The sequence below is a fragment of the Streptomyces sp. NPDC048751 genome (genome assembly GCF_043198595.1).
In the GTDB taxonomy this organism is placed as follows: Bacteria; Actinomycetota; Actinomycetes; order Streptomycetales; family Streptomycetaceae; genus Streptomyces.
The window spans coordinates 232,953-250,836 of sequence record NZ_JBICUX010000004.1 but is presented as its reverse complement, the minus strand read 5'-3'; the positions used below and the strand labels follow the sequence as shown (position 1 = coordinate 250,836).

At 69.9% G+C, this 17,884-nt stretch carries 18 protein-coding genes; 12 read left to right on the top strand and 6 right to left on the bottom strand.

What is annotated here, in order from left to right; genetic code table 11:
* Window positions 1-63: 63 nt before the first annotated feature.
* Window positions 64-1,212 (bottom strand): ABC transporter substrate-binding protein, encoded by a 1,149-nt coding sequence (locus ACGFNV_RS15930; protein WP_393622866.1) that lies wholly within the window; start codon window positions 1,210-1,212, stop codon window positions 64-66.
* A 587-nt stretch (window positions 1,213-1,799) separates the two neighbouring features.
* Here ACGFNV_RS15930 and ACGFNV_RS15925 point away from each other — a divergent pair.
* Window positions 1,800-3,221, top strand: coding sequence for an MFS transporter (locus ACGFNV_RS15925; protein WP_393622864.1), 1,422 nt, complete (start codon window positions 1,800-1,802; stop codon window positions 3,219-3,221).
* Window positions 3,222-3,401: 180 nt separating this feature from the next.
* Here ACGFNV_RS15925 and ACGFNV_RS15920 read toward each other — a convergent pair whose 3' ends face one another.
* Window positions 3,402-3,911: a hypothetical protein gene (locus ACGFNV_RS15920; RefSeq protein ID WP_393622862.1), complete on the bottom strand. Its 510-nt coding sequence runs from the start codon at window positions 3,909-3,911 to the stop codon at window positions 3,402-3,404.
* A 278-nt stretch (window positions 3,912-4,189) separates the two neighbouring features.
* Between ACGFNV_RS15920 and ACGFNV_RS15915 the strand changes: the two genes are divergently transcribed.
* The 4 genes from ACGFNV_RS15915 to ACGFNV_RS15900 all read left to right on the top strand — a co-directional run bounded on the left by ACGFNV_RS15915 (window position 4,190) and on the right by ACGFNV_RS15900 (window position 9,334).
* The gene (locus tag ACGFNV_RS15915; protein WP_393622860.1) at window positions 4,190-4,840 is read left to right on the top strand and encodes a (2Fe-2S)-binding protein; all 651 of its coding nucleotides are present in this window, start codon (window positions 4,190-4,192) and stop codon (window positions 4,838-4,840) included.
* Window positions 4,841-4,853: 13 nt separating this feature from the next.
* Window positions 4,854-5,834, top strand: a complete 981-nt coding sequence (locus ACGFNV_RS15910; protein ID WP_393622858.1) for an FAD binding domain-containing protein — start codon at window positions 4,854-4,856, stop codon at window positions 5,832-5,834.
* A complete protein-coding gene (locus tag ACGFNV_RS15905; RefSeq protein ID WP_393622856.1) occupies window positions 5,831-8,026 on the top strand; it encodes a xanthine dehydrogenase family protein molybdopterin-binding subunit in 2,196 nt (731 codons plus the stop codon). Before ACGFNV_RS15910 ends, ACGFNV_RS15905 begins: the two co-directional genes overlap by 4 nt.
* Window positions 8,027-8,191: 165 nt before the next feature.
* Complete coding sequence (locus ACGFNV_RS15900; protein WP_393622854.1) at window positions 8,192-9,334, top strand: XdhC family protein; 1,143 nt, start codon at window positions 8,192-8,194, stop codon at window positions 9,332-9,334.
* Here the strand turns inward: ACGFNV_RS15900 and ACGFNV_RS15895 are convergent.
* A complete protein-coding gene (locus ACGFNV_RS15895; protein ID WP_393622852.1) occupies window positions 9,324-10,196 on the bottom strand; it encodes a helix-turn-helix domain-containing protein in 873 nt (290 codons plus the stop codon). The genes ACGFNV_RS15900 and ACGFNV_RS15895 overlap by 11 nt on opposite strands.
* Window positions 10,193-11,077 (bottom strand): helix-turn-helix domain-containing protein, encoded by an 885-nt coding sequence (locus ACGFNV_RS15890; protein WP_393622850.1) that lies wholly within the window; start codon window positions 11,075-11,077, stop codon window positions 10,193-10,195. The genes ACGFNV_RS15895 and ACGFNV_RS15890 overlap by 4 nt, the downstream gene beginning before the upstream one ends.
* 191 nt (window positions 11,078-11,268) lie before the next feature.
* On the opposite strand from ACGFNV_RS15890, the gene ACGFNV_RS15885 reads away from it, so the two are divergent.
* Entirely contained in the window at window positions 11,269-12,285 is a 1,017-nt protein-coding gene (locus ACGFNV_RS15885) for a zinc-dependent alcohol dehydrogenase family protein (protein WP_393622848.1), read from the top strand.
* A gap of 89 nt (window positions 12,286-12,374) precedes the next feature.
* Complete coding sequence (locus ACGFNV_RS15880; RefSeq protein WP_393622846.1) at window positions 12,375-13,040, top strand: SDR family oxidoreductase; 666 nt, start codon at window positions 12,375-12,377, stop codon at window positions 13,038-13,040.
* Here the strand turns inward: ACGFNV_RS15880 and ACGFNV_RS15875 are convergent.
* Window positions 13,016-13,210, bottom strand: a complete 195-nt coding sequence (locus tag ACGFNV_RS15875; RefSeq protein WP_393622844.1) for a hypothetical protein — start codon at window positions 13,208-13,210, stop codon at window positions 13,016-13,018. The two genes, ACGFNV_RS15880 and ACGFNV_RS15875, sit on opposite strands and share 25 nt — an antisense overlap.
* Here ACGFNV_RS15875 and ACGFNV_RS15870 point away from each other — a divergent pair.
* Window positions 13,209-13,556: a cyclophilin-like fold protein gene (locus ACGFNV_RS15870; protein WP_393622842.1), complete on the top strand. Its 348-nt coding sequence runs from the start codon at window positions 13,209-13,211 to the stop codon at window positions 13,554-13,556. The two genes, ACGFNV_RS15875 and ACGFNV_RS15870, sit on opposite strands and share 2 nt — an antisense overlap.
* An 87-nt stretch (window positions 13,557-13,643) precedes the next feature.
* Window positions 13,644-14,639: an aldo/keto reductase gene (locus ACGFNV_RS15865; protein ID WP_393622840.1), complete on the top strand. Its 996-nt coding sequence runs from the start codon at window positions 13,644-13,646 to the stop codon at window positions 14,637-14,639.
* 167 nt (window positions 14,640-14,806) lie between these two features.
* Here ACGFNV_RS15865 and ACGFNV_RS15860 read toward each other — a convergent pair whose 3' ends face one another.
* Complete coding sequence (locus ACGFNV_RS15860) at window positions 14,807-15,415, bottom strand: fibronectin type III-like domain-contianing protein (protein WP_393622838.1); 609 nt, start codon at window positions 15,413-15,415, stop codon at window positions 14,807-14,809.
* Between ACGFNV_RS15860 and ACGFNV_RS15855 the strand changes: the two genes are divergently transcribed.
* From ACGFNV_RS15855 to infA, 3 genes are all read left to right on the top strand, one after another.
* Entirely contained in the window at window positions 15,335-16,627 is a 1,293-nt protein-coding gene (locus ACGFNV_RS15855; protein WP_393622836.1) for an alpha-L-rhamnosidase C-terminal domain-containing protein, read from the top strand. The genes ACGFNV_RS15860 and ACGFNV_RS15855 overlap by 81 nt on opposite strands.
* A gap of 205 nt (window positions 16,628-16,832) precedes the next feature.
* Complete coding sequence (locus ACGFNV_RS15850; protein ID WP_393622834.1) at window positions 16,833-17,624, top strand: GNAT family N-acetyltransferase; 792 nt, start codon at window positions 16,833-16,835, stop codon at window positions 17,622-17,624.
* On the top strand, window positions 17,621-17,845 hold the full coding sequence (gene infA / locus ACGFNV_RS15845) for a translation initiation factor IF-1 (protein ID WP_031047878.1): 225 nt from the start codon (window positions 17,621-17,623) through the stop codon (window positions 17,843-17,845). The genes ACGFNV_RS15850 and infA overlap by 4 nt, the downstream gene beginning before the upstream one ends.
* The last annotated feature ends 39 nt before the right edge of the window (window positions 17,846-17,884 follow it).

Genomic DNA, 17,884 nt, shown 5'->3' with positions numbered 1-17,884 from the left:
GGTGAAGACAGGGGCTGCCGGCCCACCGAGCGGGGGAGTGCGGGCCGGCGGCCCCGCCGTGAGTCAGGCCCCCGGCCGCAGTCCGAGCCAGCCCGGCGTCGGGTCGCCCTTGACCTCGCCGAAGTACAGGGCGAAGGTCTGCTTCCAGCGCTCGACCTCGGCGCGGTCGGCCATGAACTCCGGGAAGCCGTCCACATGGGCGTTCGGGTACTCCCAGAGCGGCTTCAGACCGGCCGGGGGAGCGATGTCGGTGCGCACCGACCAGCCGTTGAACGAGTTCCTCTGGACCTCGGCGGACAGTTGCCAGTTGAGATACAGCTTGGCGGCCGTCGGGTTCTTGGCCTGCTTGAGCACAGCCGCGCGCTGGCCCCAGCCCATGAACGGGTGCCCGTCGGCGATCACGAACTTCGCGGGGGACGAGGTCGAGGGGACCGCCGAGCCCGCTGTGCCGACACCGATCGCCTTCTGTCCGCTGAAGACGGCATCCCCCGGAGAGTTGCTGCCCCGCGCGAACCGCACGTCCTGGGCGGCGAGCTTGGCCACCCACTCCCAGCCGTACTTCTGGACGTAGAGGGAGTAGAGGTAGAGGACGGCGTCGTCGTCGTGCGGGTACGACGACGCGATCCTCCCCTTCCACTTCGGGTCGACCAGGTCACGCGGGTTGCGCGGAGCGTCCGAGCCCACGGCGTCCGTGCCGTACAGGAAGCTGAACGCGATGGCCGCGACGGAGACCCAGGCGCCCTGCGGGTCCCGGAACGATGTGTGCAGCTTCGAGAACCCGGCGGGCTTGTAGCGCAGCAGCCGGCCCTGCTGGTTCCAGCGGACGAAATCCTGGAGGGTCTGGAGCTGTACGACGTCGGGGACGAGGGTGTTCGTCGCGAACTGGTTGTCGACGCGGACGTCGTGGTACTTGCTGTAGTCCACGATCAGCGTCAGGTCGATGTCCGGGAAGCGGGCCTTGAAGGCCGCCTTGGTGCCGTCCTGCTGGGTGGGGGTGTCGCCGCCGGCGTAGACGACGAGCTTCCCACCCTCCTTGAGGGCGGCCTGGTAGAGCTCATCGAGCGTACGGGTCTCCTCGCGCCCGGCCGAGTGACGTGAGGCAGTGGCCGGAGTGGCCGAGGCCGTGTTCGCGGTGGCGCCGATCGCACCGAGACCGAGGGCGGCGCCGGCACCGGCGGTGAGGACACTTCGCCTACTGAGGAATCTGGACACGCTGAAGAGACCTCTCTGAGGGGGTGGCGTAAAGGCCCGGGCGCCATGGGCGTTCGCCATTCTGACGAGACCGGGCGCGGTGCCGCGTCGTCCATGCGGATCGTTGCGCCGACGGACGATGGAAAGCGAATTCAACCGAACGGTTGAACACCGGCGAGGTCCCGTTCGGGCAGGAGTCGGAGACTGGGAGGGTCTGGCCAGGCCGGCCATCGCCCAGATGCGGATGCACAACGCCAACAACCCGGGTGACGCGAGGCCGGCCGCACTGGTGGGCGAACTCTCGGCCGCGCCTGACGGTTCTCCGGGACCATTCCCTGCCAAGGGGGGAGCTTCTTCTCCTACGCTGCCCGCACGTAGGAAGAGATTCTCCCCTTTTTCGCGTGCGAGCGCGTCTGGCACGCTCATCACGAGGCCGCCCGCGCACCTCGCTGCCGCGTCCCCACGTACGGATCCCGGGTGCGGTAGCCGGACACCTGAAGCGAGCGAGAGGTGCTTCTTCGCGGGTCGGCCTCCTCTGACCGGTTCCTCGGTGCCGAGGCGGCCGGCCCGTCTGCCTGCTCACTCGCCAGGAAAGAGATCTTCTCCGCATGTCCTTGACCGAGTCCCGTCCTGGGACGCTGCCTCCGCTCGCCGCCGAGCCGCGCTGGACCGCCCGCCTGTGGAGCGTGCTCGCCGTCCTGTGTCTCGTGCTCTTCCTCGACGGCCTCGACGTCTCGATGGTCGGCATAGCCCTGCCTTCCATCGGCCACGACCTCGGTCTGGCCACGGGATCACTTCAGTGGATCATCAACGGTTACGTCCTCGGCTACGGCGGACTGATGCTGCTCGGCGGCCGTACCGCGGACCTGCTCGGGCGCCGCCGGGTCTTCCTCGTCGCGCTGGCCGTCTTCGCCGCCGCCTCGCTGCTCGGCGGCGTGGTCGACGACGGCACGCTGCTGATCGCCACCCGCTTCGTCAAGGGTGTGGCCGCCGCGTTCACCGCGCCCGCCGGCCTGTCCATCCTCACCACGACCTTCCGGGAGGGCCCGCAGCGCAACCGGGCGCTGTCGGTCTTCAGCCTCTTCGGCGCCCTGGGCTACTCCTCCGGCCTGATCCTCGGTGGCCTCCTCACCGGGATCGGCTGGCGCTGGACCTTCCTGATGCCGGTCCCGCTCGCCCTGCTCGCCCTGGTCGTCGGCGCGCTGCTGATCCCGCGCGACCGGCACACCGAGACCGGCGGCCAGGACCCGGCCGGAGCGGTCACCCTCACCGCCGGCATGCTGCTCGCGGTGTACGCCGTCGTCACCGCCCCGGACCAGGGATGGACCGACGCGGCGACTCTCGCCACTTTCGGCGCGGCCGTCGTGCTGCTGCTCGCCTTCGTCCTGATCGAGCGGCGGGTCCGCCATCCGCTGGTTCGCTTCGGCATCCTGCGTCAGGGCACCACGGTCCGGGCCAACCTCAGCATGGTCGCGCTGATGGGCGCCTACCTCAGCTTCCAGTTCATGATGACGCTGTTCCTGCAGGACGGGCGTGGCTGGTCGCCGCTGCGCATGGCGTTCGCGCTGCTGCCTGTCGGCCTGATCGTCGCCATCGGCTCGCCTCTTGCCGGACGCCTCGTCAACCGCTTCGGGACCGCACCACTGATCATCACCGCGATGATCTCGATGACCCTCGGCTACGTCTGGTTCCTGGCCACCGCCGGTTCCTCACCCGACTACCCGCTCAGCATGTTCCCGTCCCTGGTGCTCCTCGGCGGCGGGTTCGCGTTCGGCTACGGCGCCATCATGGCCCAGGCCACCGAAGGCATCGACGACTCCGAACAGGGCCTCGCCGCGGGTCTGGTGCAGACGTCCGGCCAGGTCGGCGCCGCTCTGGTCCTCGCCGTACTGACCGCCGTCCTCTCGGGAGCGGGCGGCAGCGGCGGCGACTTCACCCCCTACCGGCCCGGCCTCAACCTGATCACCGGCGTCGCGGCGATCGGCCTGCTCCTGAACCTGGTCCCCCTGCTACGCCTCCGGCGACGCTGAACGCGACGTTCCGGCGGGGTCGATGGGGCGACAACGGCCGCACGGCCTGCGCGCGGCGCCCGGAAGCCGTGGCGCTCTTACATGGCTCGGCTTCTGCGAGGAGTCCGGTCGCGTGGTGGGAGCCAAGCAGTTCTCGCCGGCCAGGCAGGCAGGTGGCGTCGACGACGAAGCCGGCGAGAGTCAGCTGTCCGCACGCCGAGGTCCGCGTGGCCAGGCGTCGTCCGCCGGCCCGTCGTCGACCAGCGCGGTGACGGTCCTGTCGAACTCCGCCAGAACATCGAGGAGTCCACTCCTGCCCCACAGGGCCAGACCCAGCACGGTGACGCCCACGGCCGTCATGTGCAAGGCCCCCAGGAGGTCCTGGCCCGACAACGAGCGCATCGCCGAGTGGTCCCCGCGCGCCCAGGCCCGCGTCGCCTCGGCAACGGCGAACTCGTAATGGGGCGGCGCCGTGGCGGCGACCTCCTCGCAATGCCGGACCAACTCGTCCAGCTTCCACCGCCTGCCCGTCAGCTCCATGATGCTGATGGTGGAGCGCAACAGGGCACTCAGGACGGCGTACACCTCTATACGGCCGTCCGGGTTCAGGCCGGTCAGCGCGTCCTGGACCGCGTCGGCGTCGTGGTCCGCGTAGCCCCGGACGACGCCCACCGCGCGGTCGTGGGACGTCTGGTGCGCTGTGTCGCTCATGGGGTTCACCGTACGGTCGCCCGGGTGGGTGCGAATCGGTCTCTCGGTGCAACGGGCCTCGGAAGAAAGCACTAAGACCTACGACCGTTCACAGAGCGGAAAGTTAAAGGGGGAGAAAAATCTCCCTCCCACGCACCGGATCTGCGGTGTCAGACTGCCCGCGTGACCAGCCGCCGCTGTGAGAGCGCGTAGCCCTTCAGGTCCCTTCGGTAACGATCCAGCCCCCAGGTTCGTGCCGCTGTGTTCGGCCGATCCGTCTGCGACGCGAAGGCAAAGGTATGTCGATTGAACTTCCCAAGTCCGCCGTTCCGCCTCCCACGGGGTCCGGTGAGCCGTCCACGGCACCCACCCGGCGTACCTTCATCGCTACCACGACCGCGGTCGGTGGTGCCGTGGTCGCGGGAGGTGTGACCGGAGGCTCGTTTCTCGTCGGCTCGCCGGAGGCGGCCGCCGCCGGTGCGCCGCCCGCCGGCCAGGTCTCCCTGACAGTCAACGGCAGCCGCCGCACGGTCACGGTGGACAACCGCACGTCTCTTCTCGACCTGCTGCGCGAGCACTTCGGGCTGACCGGCTCCAAGAAGGGCTGCAACGCCGGTGCGTGCGGCGCCTGCACGGTGCTGGTCGACGGACGCCGGGTCAACTCCTGTCTGACGCTCGCCGTGCGCCTGGAGGGCGCGGAAGTCACCACCATCGAGGGGCTGGCCGAGGGCGATGAACTGCACCCGCTGCAGCAGGCGTTCATCGACCAGGACGCCTTCCAGTGCGGGTACTGCACACCGGGCCAGATCCTGTCCGGCGTCGGCTGCATCCAGGAGGGCCACACCGGCTCGCCGGAGGAGATCCGCGAGTGGATGAGCGGCAACATCTGCCGCTGCGGCTGCTACGTGAAGATCGTGCGCGCCGTCGAGCAGACCGCCGACCGGAAGTGAGGCACAGCCGTCAATGCATCCCTTCACCTACAGCCGCGCATCCGACACACGTGAGGCCCTCGACGCCGGTCGTCGCGGCGGGCGTTACATCGCCGGCGGTACCACCCTCGTCGACCTGATGCGCGCGACCGTCGAGCAGCCCGAGACCCTGGTCGACATCACCGGTTTGCCCCTGCGCGAGATCACCGTCACCGAGCGCGGCGGACTGCGCATCGGCGCCCTGGTGCGCATGGCCGAGGCCGCGGCCCACTCCAGGGTGCGCACCCTGTACCCGGTCGTCTCCGAGGCGCTGGAGCTGAGCGCGTCCGCCCAGTTGCGGAACATGGCGACCATCGGCGGCAACGTCATGCAGCGCACCCGGTGCGCGTACTTCCGGGACGTGACCGCCGACTGCAACAAGCGTGAGCCCGGCTCGGGTTGTGCCGCGCTGCACGGCCACAACCGTACGCATGCCATCCTCGGCACTTCCGACGCCTGTGTCGCCACCCACCCCTCCGACGTCGCCGTGGCCTTCGCGGCACTGGAGGCCACCGTCCATCTGCTCGGGCCCGACGGTGAGCGGCGTGTCCCCTTCGCCGACTTCCTGCTGCGACCGGGCCGTACCCCCAACCGTGAACAGGCCGTGCGGCGAGGAGAGTTGATCACGGCAGTCGAGATCCCCGCTCTTCCGAGGCCGCTGAAGTCGGGCTATCTGAAGGTGCGCGACCGGCAGTCGTACGAGTTCGCCCTCACCTCAGCGGCCGTGGTGCTGCACGTGCGCAGCGGGGTGATCCGCGAGGCGAAGGTCGCCGCCGGGGGAGTGGGCACCGTGCCGTGGAAGCTGCCGGCGGTCGAGCGGCACCTCGTCGGGGAGCGTCCCTCGGAAGCGCTGTGGGCCGATGCCGCCGTGCGGGCCGCGGAGGGTGCCCGGCCGCTCCGGCACAACGGTTTCAAGGTCGAGTTGCTCAAGCGGACCGTCGAACGCCAGCTGCGCATCGTAGGAGGTGCCAAGTGAGCCCCCAGCCCCAGGCAGCCGTGGGCGCGCCGCTGTCCCGGGTGGACGGGCGGCTGAAGGTCACCGGCAAGGCGCTGTACGCCGCCGAGCACGACGTCGACGGGGCCGTGCACGCGGTCATCGTCGACGCGCGCATCGGCAAAGGCCGTATCACCGGCATCGACACGAAGGCCGCACTCGCCCACCGCGGTGTCCTGCGGGTCATCCATCACGGCAACGCGCCGAGGCTGCCGTACCGCGACAACAGCGGGTCGAACAACCTGCCCGGCCGCAGACTGCGGATCTTCCAGGACGACCGGGTGCTCTTCCACGGTCAGCCGGTGGCCGTCGTGGTGGCCACCACGTTGGAGGCCGCGCAGCACGCTGCGAGCCTGGTGAAGGTCGACTACGACGCCGAGCAGTCCTCCACGGACCTCACCGAGGCAAAGCCGGGGGAGCCGACCCGCTACGCCCGCGGTGACGCTGAGTCCGGCCTGCTGTCCGCGCCCGTGCGGATGGACATGGCCTACCGTCTGGCACGCAACCATCACAACCCGATGGAGCCGCACGCCACCATCGCCCGCTGGGACGGCGGCAAGCTCACGGTGTGGGACAAGACCCAGTGGATCCTCGGCACCCAGACGGAACTCGTCGCGGTGTTCGGCCTGGAGACGGAAGCGGTGCGGGTCATCTCGCCGTTCGTCGGCGGCGGCTTCGGCAGTGGTTTGCGCTGCTGGCCGAACACGGTCATCGCCGCGCTCGCCGCCCGGGAGACGCGACGTCCGGTCAAACTGGTCCTCAGCCGCAGGCAGCAGTACTTCAACAACGGCTTTCGGCCCGCATACGAGTACCGTCTGCGCCTGGGCAGCGACCGGCGAGGGCGCCTGAAGGCCATGACCCATGACGTGGAGGCCGAGACGTCCTCGTACGAGACGTTCAACGAGGCCGTCCTCGCTCCGGGCCAGATGCTCTACAGCATGCCCCACGTCAGGCAGACCTACTCGACGGTGCCGTTGGACGTGAACTCGCCGATCTGGATGCGCGGTCCGGGGTACGCGACGGCGTCCTTCGTCGTCGAGTCGGCCATGGACGAACTCGCGCACGAGCTCGGCATCGATCCGATCGAGCTGCGCCGGCGCAACGAGCCGAGCGAGGACGAGTCGACCAACCTGCCGTTCTCCACGCGCCGCCTGCGCGAGTGTTACACCGTCGGCGCACGCGAGTTCGGCTGGCACAACCGCAGTCCCAGGCCCCGTTCACGGCGTGAGGGCGACTGGCTGATCGGCATGGGCATGGCCGCCGGTGTGTACGACACCGCGCGCGCTCCCGCGCAGGCCCGGGCCCGACTGGACGCCGACGGCACCGCCGTGGTCGAGGCCGCCGCCAGCGACATGGGCCCGGGGACGTACACCTCCCAGACACAGGTCGCCGCGGACGCGCTGGGACTGACCATGCGGTCGGTGACGTTCCGGCTCGGCGACTCGCTCTACCCGCAGACCCCGCCGCACGGCGGCTCGATGACCATGGCGAGCGTCGGCTCCGCCACCCTCGATGCCTGCGACAAGGTCCGGCTGCGGGCGATCGAGCTGGCCGTCGGGGACGAGGACTCGCCGCTGTACGGGGTGAAGCCCGCGGACGTCGTGGTCCGTGGTGGCCGACTGCATGTCCAGGGCAACCCGGCGCGCGGCGAGACCTATCAGCGGCTGCTGGCCCGCAACAACCGCACGCACCTCGCGGCGGACGGCTCCTACGCCGGGCCGTCGCAGCCCGAACGGCACTCCTTCCACGCCTACAACGCGACCTTCGCCGAGGTCGCCGTGGACACGACGCTGGGTCTGGTGCGGGTGCGACGCATGCTCGGCGTGTACGACGCGGGCCGCATCATCAGCCCCAAGCTCGCCGACAGTCAGGCCATCGGCGGCATCGTCGGCGGCATCGGCACCGCCCTGCTGGAGCACACGGTCACCGACCACCGCGACGGCCGGATCGTCAACGCCGACCTTGCCGACTACCTGGTCCCGGTGAACGCGGACGTCCCCGACGTCAAGGCGATCTACCTGGACGGCGAGGACCCCGAGGCCGATCCGCTGGGCGTCAAGGGGCTCGGCGAGGTCGTCCACGTCGGCGTCGCGCCCGCCATCGCCAGCGCGGTCTTCAACGCCACCGGACGCCGGGTCCGCGAACTGCCCATCACGGCAGAGTCGTTGCTCTGAGCCGACGCCCCGGGCACGGCGGGAGCGGCTCGGTCCGGGGCCCTCACTTCCGCGTCGGCAGTCGCCCCCCCGTCCGGCTGCCGGGCCCACAGGGCCGCCGCCGCGTACAGACGTTCACCCGCGACGCGGCGGCGGCCCGTCCATCACCCCCCACGGAGACACTCCATGCTGAACATCGCGGGCACTCTGCACCGCTGGTGCCGCGAGGCCCGTCCCTTCGCCCTGGCCACCGTCGTCGAGGTCACCGGCAGCGCACCCCTGCCCGTCGGTACGTCGGTGGCGGTGGACGAGGACGGGAACGCCGTCGGGAGCATCTCCGGCGGCTGCGTCGAGGGCGCGGTCTACGAACTGTGCCGACAGGTGCTCCGCGACGTGGGCGCACCCCGGCGTGCCCGGTTCGGCTACTCCGACGACGACGACGCCTTCGCCGTCGGCCTGACCTGTGGCGGCGAACTCGACGTCCTCGTCCAGCGGATCGACCCCACGGCCCGGCCGTATCTCGCCGCCGCGCTCTCCGACGTCGTCGACGGCCGGCCCGCGGCCGTGGCCCAGGTCGTCGACGGGCCGGAAGAGCTGCTCGGCCGCGTCCTGTACGTCGACGCGAACGGGGACACCCGGTACGACACACTGCCCGGCACAGTGCGACGCGAGCTGAGCGCACGGGCGCGGGCACTGCTGGGATCCGGCCGCACGGCCCGGGTGGAAGTCGGCGGGGACGCCGCGACCGGCCCGGAGTGCGTGTCGGTGCTGATCCACGTCAACGCGTCCCGCCCCCGCATGCTGATCTTCGGCGCGGTGGACTTCGCCGCGGCCCTCAGCCAGGCCGGCCGCTTTCTGGGCTACAGGGTCACCGTCTGCGACGCCCGCCCCGTCTTCGCCACCGATGCCCGTTTCCCGCACGCGGACGAGGTCGTGGTCGACTGGCCCCACCGGTATCTGGAGCGCGCGGCCGTGGACGCCCGTACCGCTGTCTGCGTCCTCACGCACGACGCGAAGTTCGACGTACCCCTGCTACGACTGGCGCTGGAGCTGCCCGTCGGCTATGTGGGGGCGATGGGCTCTCGGCGTACCCATGAGGAACGCCTGCGTCTGCTGCGCGAGGCCGGTGTGTCCGGGGAACGACTGGGGCGGCTGCGTTCTCCCATCGGTCTGGATCTCGGTGCCCGCACGCCGGAGGAGACGGCGGTGTCCATCACCGCGGAGATCGTCGCCCACGCCAACCGTGGCACGGGCCTGCCCCTGTCGCGGGGCACGGGCCCGATCCACCGGCCGCCGGTGCGGGAGGGGCCGGTGCTGGTCAGCCGCTGAGGGAGGAGGAGGCCGGCAGGTTCTGGTCGGCGGCCCAGGAGGCGAGGATACGAAGCCGCTCATGGGTGGGGGAGCCGGGGGCCGCGGTCCAGACGGTCAGGTGCTGGTCCGGGTCCATGTTGGCGGTGTAGGTGTCCCAGTCGAGGACGAGTTCTCCGACGACCGGGTGGTTGAGGGTCTTCGTGCCGACGGTGCGGGCGGCGACTTTGTGGTCGCCCCACCATCTGGCGAACTGCTCGTCCTGCGTGGACAGTTCACCGACCAGCTCGATCAGGCGAGGGTCTTCGGGGTACTGCGCGGCCTCCAACCGAATCTGCGCCACGGCGATCTGCGCCGAGGCCTCCCAGTCGGCGTACAGGCTGCGCATCGCAGGGTCGGTGAAGATGAGCCGCGGGTAGTTGCGGTGCTTCTCCGGGATGCGGGAGAAGTCCGTGACCAGTGCGGCCGCCAGGGAGTTCCAGGCCAGGACGTCCCCGCGCCGGCCCTGCACGATGGCCGGGGTGGCGGTCAGGTCGTCCAGGACGCGCTGGAGCTGCGGCTGGACCTGCTGTCTGCCGCGGCGCCGTGTGCGGGGGGTGCTCTTGCCGGCCAGCTGGAAGAGGTAGCCGCGCTCGTCGTCATCCAGATGGAGCACCCGGGCCAGAGTCTCCAGCACGGGAGCGGATGCCTGCATCCGGCCCTGTTCGAGCCGGGTGTAGTAGTCCGTGCTGATCGAGGCGAGCTGGGCGACCTCCTCACGACGCAGCCCGGCGACCCTGCGGGGCCCGCCCGTCTCCGGCAGTCCGACCGTGCGCGGGCTCAACTCGGAGCGGCGCTTCTTGAGGAACTCTCCCAGCTCGTTGAGCGGGACGTTGCTGGTCATGCTTCCCATCCTGAGGAGGCCGGCAGGTCACGGTCGGCGGCCCAGGAGGCGAGGATGCGCAGCTGGTCGTGCGCGGGGGTGCCCGGGGCGGCCGTCCAGACGGTCATGTACTGGTCGGGGTCGGCATTGGCGGTGAGGGTGTCGCAGTCGAGGGTGAGCTCACCCACGACCGGATGGAGATAGGTCTTCCTGCCGATGGTGCGGGCGGCGACCTTGTGGTCGCCCCACCACTTGGCGAACTGCTCGTCACGCAGGGAGAGTTCACCGATGAGAGCGATCAGGCGGGGATCCTCGGGATACTTCGCCGCCTCCATCCGCAGCTGTGCCACGGTGATCCGCGCCGCCGTCTCCCAGTCGGCGTGCAGGCCGCGTACCGCCGGATCGGCGAACAACAGCCGGGCGTAGTTGCGGTGCTTCTCCGGGATGCGCGAGAAATCGGTGATCAGCGCGGCCGCCAGGGAGTTCCAGGCCAGGATGTCCCCCCGCCGGCCCTGCACCATCGCCGGTGTCGTGGTGAGGCCGTCCAGGACGCGCTGCAACTGTGGCTGGACCCGCTGCGCCCCACGGCGCCGCGTGCGAGTGACGGTCTTGCCGGCGAGCTGGAAGAGATAGCCGCGCTCGTCGTCGTCGAGATGGAGTACTCGGGCGAGGCTGTCCAGGACGGGGGCGGACGCCTGAATGCGTCCTTGTTCGAGCCGGGTGTAGTAGTCGGTACTGATCGAGGCGAGCTGGGCGACTTCCTGACGTCGCAGTCCTGCGACCCTGCGGGGCCCGCCCGTCTCCGGCAGTCCGACCGTGCGCGGGCTCAGTTCGGAGCGGCGTTTCCTGAGGAATACTCCCAGCTCGTTGAGGGGGATACTGCTGGTCATGTCTCCCAGCATGGCATCGATCGTACGCCGGGAAGGGGGGAGAATTTCCTCCCAGGATATTTCTTTCCCAGGATGAATCTCTCCGCTTTTCGCACCCGCGTCCCCGTGTGAGGCTCGATATCGAGCAGCCCGGAGCGAAGCACTCGGTGCTTTCGTGTTCGAGGCTGCCGACCAGAACCCCTCGCACCGAAAGAAGCACCCTCATGCACGGAGCAGTGATTCACGGCCCTGGTGACATCCGTTTCGAGGAGCGTGACGATCCGAAGATCCTCCGGCCGACCGACGCGATCATCCGGACCGTTGTCACCTGTGTGTGCGGCTCGGACCTGTGGGCCTACCGGGGCACCGATCCCATCACCGAGCCGACGCCGATGGGGCACGAGTACGTCGGCGTCGTCGAGGAGGTCGGCAACGAGGTCACGAACGTCAAGCCGGGCCAGTTCGTCATCGGCTCCTTCGCCACCTCCGACAACACCTGCTCCAACTGCCTGGCGGGCTACCAGTCGAACTGCGTGCACCGCGAGTTCATGTCCACCTGCCAGGCCGATTACGTGCGCATCCCCAACGCCCACGGCACCCTGGTCGCCACCGACGAGATGCCCGACCAGGAGTTCCTCCCCAGCCTGCTGGCCCTCTCCGATGTGATGGGCACCGGTTGGTACGCCGCCAAGGCCGCCGAAGTACGCCCCGGCTCCACCGCCGTCGTCGTCGGCGACGGCGCGGTCGGCCTGTGCGGCGTCATCGCCGCGAAGGAACTCGGTGCCGAACGCATCATCGCCATGTCCCGCCACGCCTCGCGGCAGAAACTCGCCCGGGAGTTCGGCGCCACCGACATCGTCACCGAACGCGGCGAGGAAGGCATCGCCCGCGTCAAGGACCTCACCGACGGCGTCGGTGCCGACAGCGTGCTGGAGTGCGTGGGCACCAAGCAGTCCATGGCGCAGGCGCTGCACTCCACCCGGCCCGGCGGCAACGTCGGCTTCGTCGGCGTCCCCCACGACGTCGCCATCGACGGCCAGGAACTGTTCTTCTCCCACGTCGGCCTGCGCGGCGGCCCCGCCCCGGTACGCGGCTACCTGCCCGACCTCATCGACCGCGTCCTCACGGGCCGTATCAACCCCGGCAAGGTCTTCGACCTCACCCTCCCCCTCGACCAGGTCGCCGAGGGCTACCAGGCCATGGACGAACGCCGCGCCATCAAGACCCTCCTCACCCCCTGACCGACCACGGCTCCCGCGCCGGGACCCGGGCCCTTCGCCGCCCGGTCCCGGCACACGGCACGGCCCCCACCCCCGGACAAGGACTCACCGTGACCACCTTCGCCCTCATCGGGGCCGGCCCCGGCCTCGGGCTCGCCACCGCCCGCCGCTTCGGAACCGCCGGCCACACCGTCGCCCTCATCGCCCGCAACGCGCAGCACCTGGACGATCTCACGGCCGAGCTGGCCCGCGACGGCGTCGAGGCCCGTGGCTTCGCCGCCGACGTCCTCGAGCGCGAGTCGCTGACGGCGGCCCTGCGCGCCGCTGCCGACACGCTCGGCCCCATCGAGATCCTGCAGTACAGCCCGGTGCCCCGGGCCGACTTCATGAAGCAGGTCCTCGACACGAGCGCCGACGACCTCGACGCCCCGCTCGCCTTCTCCGTCAAGGGCCCTGTCACGGCCGTGAACGCCGTCCTGCCCGGCATGCGCGAGCTCGGCCGCGGCACCGTACTGTTCGTCAACGGCGGAAGTGCCGTACGCCCCAACACGAACGTCGCCGGCACCTCGATCGCCTTCGCCGGCGAGAGCGCCTACGCCCGCATGCTGCATGACGCGCTCGCCCCGGAGAACATCCATGTCGCACAGCTGATCGTGCCGGGCGCCATCCGGCCCGACGCCGAACACAGCAGCCCCGAGGCCCTGGCCCAGCGCCTGTACGAGATCCACAGCGAGCGTGACGGCTTCCGCCACTACTCCGAACCCCTCCCCGGCTGAATGGTGCGACGCGCCTTGATGTCGGCCGCGGCTTTGCTGCTGACCGTGACCGCGTGCACGGAGCAGACCCGACCGTCGTCCTCCGCATCCCCCTCCGCCTCCGCGCCCTCGGCGCGGGAAACGCCGTCCGGTCCGGTACCGACCACGACTTCCGGCAGGACAACCGCCATGAACCTCCGCCTCACCATCGACGGCCACCCCGCCACCGCCACCCTGAACGACAGCGCCACCGCCCGTGACTTCGCCGCTCTTCTCCCGCTCACGCTGAACCTCAGCGACTTCCACGAAACGGAGAGGATTGCCGATCTGCCCGGCCGACTGTCCACCTCGGGCGCCCCGGAAGGAGCCGAGGCGAAGGCCGGCGACCTGGCCTACTACGCGCCCTGGGGCAACCTGGCCATCTTCTACCGTGACTTCCCCCACTCCGACGGCCTGATCATCCTCGGCCGTGTGGCCGAGAGCGACACCGAGCGGCTCGCCACCGCGGAGAAGGTCACCATCGAAGCCGCCTCCTGAGCCCGCCCGTCGCTCACTCACCCGCATCGAAGAAGGAGCAAGGCGACGCGATCCGTCCGCCTCACGCACAGGAAAGGTCGATGAAGCATGCAGTACGCGCACTTGGGCCGCAGCGGTCTGAAGGTCAGCCGTCTCGGCTTGGGGACGATGAACTTCGGGGACGTGACGGACGAGGCGACGAGTTTCGAGATCATGGATGCCGCGCTGGAGGCGGGTGTCAACCTGATCGACACCGCCGACGTGTACGGCGGTCCGCAGTCTCCCGACATGGAGCAGGGCTACGGCCTGTCCGAGGAGATCATCGGGCGGTGGCTCGCACAGGGCGGCGGGCGGCGGGAGCAGATCGTGCTGGCGACCAAGGCGTACCAGCCGATGGGCACCGGCCCGAACGACAAGTACCTGTCCGCGTACAAGATCCGCAAGGCCGCGGAGGACAGCCTGCGGCGCCTCAAGACCGACCACATCGACCTGTTCCAGATGCATCACGTCGACCGGTCGACCCCTTGGGAGGAGATCTGGCAGGCGATGGAGCAGCTGGTCCGCGAGGGCAAGGTGACCTACATCGGCAGCAGCAACTTCGCCGGCTGGCACATCGCCACCGCCCAGTCCACCGCCACCGCCCGCAGCTTCCTCGGCCTGGTCTCCGAGCAGAGCCTCTACAACCTCACCGCCCGCACCGTCGAGCTGGAGGTCGTCCCGGCGCTACGGCACTACGGTCTCGGCCTGCTCCCGTGGAGCCCGCTGGGCGGCGGACTGCTCGGCGGCGCGCTGCACAAGGCGCAGAGCGAGGGCGGCCGGCGTGCGACACCGCAGGCCCTGGCCCGCGTCGAGCAGTACCGTCCGCAGCTGGAGGCGTACGAGACGCTCTGCGCCGAACTGGGCGAACAGCCCGCGGACGTGGCACTGGCCTGGCTGCTGCACAACCCGGTCGTCCCTTCCGTCATCGTGGGTCCGCGCACCGTGGAACAGCTCGGCGCGGGCCGACACGCCCTCGACGTGACGCTGTCCGAGGAGACACTGCGCAGGCTGGACGAGATCTGGCCGGGCCCCGGCGGCGAGGCCCCCGAGGCCTACGCCTGGTAGGAGCAGGTCGGCGCCACCAGGAGACGGAAACAGCTCGCTGTCCGCGTACGAGCCGGCGGTCCTCCCTCATCGGTGACGGCCGGTCCGCTCCACACCGGACCCTCGGCTGACGCACCCGGCAGGGCCGCGGTCGTGGGGACCGGAGTGCGAGACCGGTCAGGCATGCATCAGGCGTCGGCGGAGTCTTGGGGTGGTTCGCTCATCTTCATCAGCTTCTCCAGCAGCTCCTGCGGAAGCTGCCGGGGAAGGAACCCGAGGAACCGACGCATCGCCATGGAGGACAGCAGGCGCAGCGCGTCGGCATTGCCTTCCATGGCTGCCGTGGCCTCCTCTTCGGTCAGTCCGGACACCATCGCGGAGGTCAGCGCGGCACCGACGACGGGGTGGCCGAACCAGTCACCGATGGGCGAGTCCAGGGTCAGCGGCCTCACGAGCCGGTCCCCGGGCAGGTCGAGGGTGGCGGTGGCGACGACGTCGTGCGCGCTGTCGGCGAGATGGACCCGGTACTGACCGGGCGCCACGGTCCAGTCGTCGCGCGTGATGTCCCAGTACGCGAACGCACGCCGGTCGAGGACGATCTCGGCGGTCGTGCTCCCACCCGGCGCGAGCGCCACCTTGGCGAAGCCGCGCAGTTCCCGGGCCGGACTGCTGACCGGTCGCGGGGGCGCGGTGACGTAGATCTGCTCGACAACACGATGTCCACGTTCACGGACTGCCCCGGCCGCGAGAAGCTGGCGTACCCCGCGGACTACCTCCAACCCTTCGCATCCCTGCACCGCACCTTCGGCTACGACGCCTACCTGCGCACGATGGAGCGCCACCTCGCGGAGGCGCAGTCCAGGTCCGGCGACAACATCGGCAACGTCGCGCTCAAGGCCCCTGTGTACGACTGGGGTTACACCGGCCGGTTCGGCGACGAGATCAACTGGGGTGACGGCATCATCCTGACGCCGTGGCTGCTGTACGAGACGTACGGCGACACCCGGACGATGGCCCGCTACTACCCCCGGATGCAGGCGTTCCTGAACTACATCCGGACGCGCAAGGCGGGCGCGGGCGCGAACGCCTGCATCGTCGACGCCGTCCTGGCCGACTGGATCGCGGCCGAGGACACCTCCGGCCGCATCACGGGGACCTGGGCGTACTACCAGATCGCCGACCGTATGGAGAAGATGGCCGAGTTGATCGGCCGCGACGGCGACGCGACCGAGTACCGCAACCTGGCTGCCACCATCAAGCAGGCCTTCAACGACGCCTTCTACAACCACTCGATGGGCCGCTACACCAGCGAGGGCGACCAGGGCACCGCCGGTGCGACGCAGGCCGCGCAGGCGCTCGCGCTCGACGAGGGGCTGGTGCCGGAGGGCGAGCGCGAGCGGGTCCTCGACGCACTGGTCGAACTCGTCAAGGGGTACCAGCCGTTCGGCGGGGGACCGCACTTCAGCGGAGGGACGATCGGACTCGCACCGATCGTCCGGGCCCTGATGGACGGTGGCCGTGACGACGTGCTCTGGGACGTGCTCCAGGAAGACACCAGGCCGGGCTACGGCTTCTTCATGGCGCCGACCACGGCGAACCCCGGAGGCCTGACCACCATCCCCGAGAACTGGGACATCCGCGCCTCGAAGAACCACATGATCCTGCTGCAGATCGAGGAGTGGTTCCACAGCGGCCTGGCGGGCATCCGGCAGGCTCGCGGATCCGCCGGCTACCGCAAGCTGGTCATCGACCCGCGGGTGGTCGGCGACCTCACCCATGTGGAAGGCGCCTACCAGACGCCGCAGGGCAAGGTCGCCTCGGAGTGGACCCTCAGCAACGGCACGTTCCGCCTCGAGGTCGAGGTGCCGCCGAACACCACGGCCGAGGTGCGCGTGCCGACCCGGGGCGGCAGACCGCAGACGGTCTCCGACGGGGCGAAGTTCGAGCGGGTCGACAGGGATCGAGCGGTGTTCAGCATCGGGTCCGGTACCTACGTGTTCACTGCGTAGCCGTGCAGGACCAGGGTCAGAAAAGCATTTGAGCGCGGCGACGCCCCGCTGCTACTTTCCCGGTGGATCGTGAAGTCGTCGTGTGGAGGTGAGACCCGTGAACGCAGTTACCCGTGGGTGCTCCCTCAACCCGTCACGGTCCGGCGGCTGACATTCGGTGTCGCCAGGAGCGCCTGAGATCGAGGCACTCCTGGAGGAGAATCCGATGAATACGAAGCCTTTCCCCTCTGGCCTGAGCGAGAACGCGGTGATGATCACGCGCGTCGCGGACAGGCAATGGCATGCACTGGACGAAGACCTGGTGGTCGGTCGCGGGCATGCGGAGCACCGGCCCGACGGACGCTTGTTCGTCAGCATCGACGCCTGGCACGACGCCATCTTCGACCGGCTCGCCGAGGCGATGCTGACGGAACTGCCGGCGCCGCTGTACACGGTGGTCGACGAAGCCGACGTCGAGCTGACGGCCGGCTGGCGGCGGGCCGGTTTCACGATCCGGCGCCGCGAGTGGGAGTACGTCGTCCCGACCGACCCGCGGGTCACAGGGCTCGAAGCAGTCCTGCCGCCTTCGGGCGTGACGATCGTGCCCGCCGGTCGGGCGGACGAGAGCCTGCTGCGGGCGGTGGACCGCGCGATCCGTGACGAGGTCGAGGCGACCGTCGGCTGGCCGTCGATGCCCGCGGAGGTGATTCCCCGCCCCGAAGGCGACACCGTCGTCGACCCGTCGAAGTACGCGGTGGCCGCGGCGCCGGACCGTTACCTGGGGCTGATCCGGGTGGTGAGGGTGAAGCGGCCCCGCATCGGTCTGGTCGCGGTCCGGGCCGGAGATCAGCGCCGCGGCATCGCGCGGGCGCTGCTCGCCCACGCGCTGGTGGCGCTGCACCACTCCGGGTGCGCAGCGGCCTGGACCGAAGTCCACGAGTCCAACCAGGCAGCCTCGGCGCTGTTCGAGGGCATCGGTGCCCGGCCGATGAGCAGCAACCTGGAGCTGGTGCGATGACCAGGAACAAGAACGTCATCGAAGTCGAGGGCAGGGTCGTCGAGTGCCTGCGCAGCGCCATGTTCACCGTGGAGCTCGAGAACGGCCACCAGGTGCTCGCACACATCAGCGGCAAGATCCGCAAGAACTACATCAAGATCATGCTGGAGGACCGGGTGCTGGTGGAGCTCCCGCCGTACGACCTGACCCGCGGCCGGATCGTATTCCGGTACCGGAACTAGCGGCGGTTCGTTTCTCACTACCGGCGTGACATGCGCCCC

Excerpts from the sequence above, each read along its gene's own strand:
- ACGFNV_RS15885 (WP_393622848.1), top strand. The coding sequence starts at position 11,269 with ATGCACGGAGCAGTGATTCACGGCCCTGGTGACATCCGTTTCGAGGAG.
- ACGFNV_RS15910 (WP_393622858.1), top strand. The coding sequence starts at position 4,854 with ATGCATCCCTTCACCTACAGCCGCGCATCCGACACACGTGAGGCCCTC.
- ACGFNV_RS15875 (WP_393622844.1), bottom strand. The coding sequence starts at position 13,210 with ATGGCGGTTGTCCTGCCGGAAGTCGTGGTCGGTACCGGACCGGACGGC.
- ACGFNV_RS15890 (WP_393622850.1), bottom strand. The coding sequence starts at position 11,077 with ATGCTGGGAGACATGACCAGCAGTATCCCCCTCAACGAGCTGGGAGTA.
- ACGFNV_RS15850 (WP_393622834.1), top strand. The coding sequence starts at position 16,833 with ATGAATACGAAGCCTTTCCCCTCTGGCCTGAGCGAGAACGCGGTGATG.
- ACGFNV_RS15865 (WP_393622840.1), top strand. The coding sequence starts at position 13,644 with ATGCAGTACGCGCACTTGGGCCGCAGCGGTCTGAAGGTCAGCCGTCTC.
- ACGFNV_RS15870 (WP_393622842.1), top strand. The coding sequence starts at position 13,209 with ATGAACCTCCGCCTCACCATCGACGGCCACCCCGCCACCGCCACCCTG.
- ACGFNV_RS15900 (WP_393622854.1), top strand. The coding sequence starts at position 8,192 with ATGCTGAACATCGCGGGCACTCTGCACCGCTGGTGCCGCGAGGCCCGT.
- ACGFNV_RS15920 (WP_393622862.1), bottom strand. The coding sequence starts at position 3,911 with ATGAGCGACACAGCGCACCAGACGTCCCACGACCGCGCGGTGGGCGTC.
- infA (WP_031047878.1), top strand. The coding sequence starts at position 17,621 with ATGACCAGGAACAAGAACGTCATCGAAGTCGAGGGCAGGGTCGTCGAG.
- ACGFNV_RS15915 (WP_393622860.1), top strand. The coding sequence starts at position 4,190 with ATGTCGATTGAACTTCCCAAGTCCGCCGTTCCGCCTCCCACGGGGTCC.
- ACGFNV_RS15855 (WP_393622836.1), top strand. The coding sequence starts at position 15,335 with ATGTCCACGTTCACGGACTGCCCCGGCCGCGAGAAGCTGGCGTACCCC.
- ACGFNV_RS15925 (WP_393622864.1), top strand. The coding sequence starts at position 1,800 with ATGTCCTTGACCGAGTCCCGTCCTGGGACGCTGCCTCCGCTCGCCGCC.
- ACGFNV_RS15895 (WP_393622852.1), bottom strand. The coding sequence starts at position 10,196 with ATGACCAGCAACGTCCCGCTCAACGAGCTGGGAGAGTTCCTCAAGAAG.